This is a genomic window from Pseudogracilibacillus amylolyticus (SeqCode), assembly GCF_051918545.1.
Lineage (GTDB): Bacteria > Bacillota > Bacilli > Bacillales > Amphibacillaceae > Pseudogracilibacillus.
Map to the genome: position 1 here is coordinate 1 of NZ_JBPPZG010000302.1, position 3,383 is coordinate 3,383.

The following is a 3,383-nucleotide window of genomic DNA, read 5'->3' on the forward strand; positions in this document are numbered from 1 at the left end:
ACTTTGACAATCTACTTGGGACGTGGAACAATCCATGAATGGTTGTTGTGCAAAAAAACTTAATCTTTTTGTGTCCAAAAACTTGACGTAGATCCATTTCCTCTTATATTATTAAAAGTTAATAAATAGTTCCATGGTATTTACCAATTTAATATTTTAATTACCAGTTTGCTAAAGTGTTAATTTGATGATCAAGTACGTAACCAATAGCAGCGTCTCCTGCGAAGCTAATGATTAAACCAACCACATTCCACCCAAATATAACCGCTAGTGCTTTTTTGACTCCTTTACCTGCCTTCCAAGCTTTACGAGCTCTTCTAAGTCCTTCTAAGGCTGCAGCTGCTGTTAATCCAGGTACTAGTCCACCTAAATTAAATGAAATATTTTGAGCTAATACTCCAAATGCTAACATAACACCCACCATTATACCTAAATAAGCCAAATCCTTACTATTCAAATTCACTTTTTGTACTTTTACTGTATTCATTATTATTATCCCCCTAAAGTTATTGTAGTAAATATTAAGTAAGAACCATATAAGAACGTTGTAAAGAGAAAAGGTTTAATTCTACTAACATTTGTAAAGAAAAGGATTAATAAATACATTGCTATAAACCCTAAGATAATAAATGGATTAAATATTATAGACATAATCATGCTATTACTCACAACGTTAATTAGCTGCCAACATATACCTAATCCAATGAATATGTAAAAAATTTTAATAACCTTATAGAATTTGTCGAATTCCATAGGAATTCTAAATATAACTTTTGAGACAAGGTGTAGGAAAAATGATACAAAAAACATTTGTGCCACAAGAGCTGCTAAAAACATAAGGCCAATTAGCCCAAAAACAGCGTATGCTTTGATTCCATCAGTTTCTAAGAGATTTAATATCCTAACTAACTCTTCGTTGCTTATATCATTTATGAATACCATTAGAAAAGATAGAAAAAGAACTAAAATCGATATAAGGAAAAGAGTTATAGAAGATCCTTTCCCATCTCTTATCCATGTGAGCAAAGAAAACACCTCCATATCTACTTGTATTCTTAGTGGATGCGAAATTTACCAATTTTTACAACAACAATACAAAAATAACATTTTTCCAAAAGATTTTAAACACCATTTTACAATTTTTATATTTTTTCACAGAAAATGGTTCTAAACAACTAATTTTTGTAAAGAGGATTTTGGTTTTTAGTATTTATGTCATAATGATAGACTGATAAGTCGGGTTGTAAAAGCAGGTTTTGAAAAAAACTTCTCGGTCGGTTATTAGTTACATACCAAAATGCTAAGACATTAATTCCAACTTGTGGGAATGGTTATATGGGCTCCTTTATAATAGTGCTGTTAAGTAGGTATGCGTTAAATATAGACCACCTTCTAATATTAATTGGGCTATGTAATAATCTCCTTATGAAAATCTTTAAGGGGGTTTTTTTCATGACACGCGAAGAGAAAAGGCTAGTTTAGGAGGAACGCATCTCTTCATACAAACAAAGTGGACTAAGCATTGCTAAATGGTGCGATGAGAATAATGTACATGAAAGCCAGTTTTATTACTGGAAGAAGAAACAAAATACTGATCCAAAAGTTGATAACACTTCATCTTAGTGGCTGTCAGTTGAGGTAGATAAGTACGATAATAATCCGGATTCTTCTAACCTTATAAAATTAGGACAAGCATCTATTGAAATTAAACATGGATTCAATCCATCTCTTCTTTCGGAAGTAGTAAAGGCATTAAGAATAGATGTTAAATGAGACAGATATTGAACGTGTTTATCTTGCGCGTGGAAGTACTGATTTACGAAATTATGAGGGGTGTTGTATTATGGGAAGTAGGGATTCACAAAATCCCTTATTACATAATCAAAGTAATAAATATACTTCCCATAATTTTTTATTATTAGGCTACTTGCATAACTCCGTAAGCCAATCCATCAACTTAGCATCCTCCTGCCAGGATGGGAAATCTTGAATATTCAGATCGATATACGCATCTTCCATGGCCTTCCTTTTTATCACATCGTTTAACCTTGCATATACTTCAGTACAATTTTGGAGCTTTTTTAACATGGCTAAAAATGCAAACACCAAAAGTCTTGCCGAAAAGCGCCCCTCGGTTAAGCAATTAAATATTGTCCAAACCAATGGAATAAATTAACCGTCTTTTTAAAGGATACGCGATTAGAAATTGATAACAATCGAAGGGAGCGCTCTATTAAACCTTACGTGATCGGAAGAAGAAATTTCTTGTTTAGTAATACACCAAAGGGTGCTGGGTCGAGCGCAATTATTTATAGTATAGCAGAAACTGCAAAGGAGAATGGGCTAAGCCCATTTGAATATTTGAAGTATCTATTTTAGCAGTTGCCAAACATTGATTCAACAAACGAAGACGCGATAGATCAACTCCTACCTTGGTCAACGACTATTCCATTAACTGTCAAAGTTCAAATTAAATCTTAGTTAGAGTATAAAATAGCCCATACCTTAATAGATGTGGGCTATTTGACGCTTACGTTAAGGGTGATACTACATGCCCTAATTGTAATTGACAAGTTTCATGTTGTTAAGTTATAAAATGAAGCCTATCTCTCAAACAGAATCAATCGACAATGCTCATAAACCTTATAAAATAAACGTACTGTAATTGATGACTTAGTTTGAGGACCCCTTCTTTCCACACTATTTTCCGAATACCCAAAAAATAATCCACACCCATAATTAGATAAGTATTATGTTACGATTTATTGAAAGCAACATCCTCTAGTGTATTCATAACCAAGGAAGAGTCAACCTAAACTTGTGGTATCTGTTCAACGTTAGAAAGTACCTCAAGCAATAACGGATAAAACTATATTTACCTAAATCTGCACTTACTTAAGTATTTTTTAATTTCTTACAATAACAATTATGTCCAGAGTTATTTGGATTTACCTTCTAAATAACTTTAGAATTGCCCCATATATTATGGCTAAGATTAGAATTATTATACAACTGTCTAAGACATTTAAATCAAGTTCTCTAAACGAATCTGAGAATGCATTAAATATAAAAACAATTATTGATCCTATTAAAGCAAATGATAAGATATTAAATAAGTCTTCTTTCTTAAATTTCATTCAGAACCACCTCTCTATTTAATTTACTTACTTAAAAGAAAAGCCCTTCATAGTCAGTGTGAAACTACACCAATACTTCCAAAAATCACATGTTAAAGACGATATTATTTAATCTTTTGAGCTCATACACAATATCGTTTTACAGAGCGTACTAGATGTAGTATAGATTTATGGACACAACTTGGTTAAGTCATTAATATTAAACTAACGAAAGGTTGTGTCCGAATCATGAGTCAAAAACGGTAT

The 3,383-nt window shown here is 32.2% G+C and carries 3 protein-coding genes and 1 pseudogene; 2 read left to right on the forward strand and 2 right to left on the reverse strand.

Going from position 1 to position 3,383, the window contains the following annotated elements; translation table 11 throughout:
• Positions 1–160: 160 nt before the first annotated feature.
• Both ACPYKA_RS19900 and ACPYKA_RS19905 read right to left on the reverse strand, forming a co-directional pair.
• The gene (locus ACPYKA_RS19900; protein ID WP_328149809.1) at positions 161–487 is read right to left on the reverse strand and encodes a hypothetical protein; all 327 of its coding nucleotides are present in this window, start codon (positions 485–487) and stop codon (positions 161–163) included.
• A 5-nt stretch (positions 488–492) separates the two neighbouring features.
• Positions 493–1,026 carry a hypothetical protein gene (locus ACPYKA_RS19905; RefSeq protein ID WP_328149808.1) on the reverse strand — a complete coding sequence of 178 codons (534 nt, stop codon included), beginning with the start codon at positions 1,024–1,026 and terminating at the stop codon, positions 493–495.
• A gap of 465 nt (positions 1,027–1,491) precedes the next feature.
• On the opposite strand from ACPYKA_RS19905, the gene tnpA reads away from it, so the two are divergent.
• Positions 1,492–1,623: an IS66 family insertion sequence element accessory protein TnpA gene (tnpA, locus tag ACPYKA_RS19910; protein WP_412758733.1), complete on the forward strand. Its 132-nt coding sequence runs from the start codon at positions 1,492–1,494 to the stop codon at positions 1,621–1,623.
• Between the two features lie 452 nt (positions 1,624–2,075).
• Positions 2,076–2,481: pseudogene (locus tag ACPYKA_RS19915) on the forward strand (IS66 family transposase); the annotation flags it as partial.
• Positions 2,482–3,383: the final 902 nt, after the last annotated feature.

What these genes read in the sequence shown, in the direction of transcription:
- ACPYKA_RS19900 (WP_328149809.1), bottom strand. Translation starts at nt 487, where the DNA reads ATGAATACAGTAAAAGTACAAAAAGTGAATTTGAATAGTAAGGATTTG.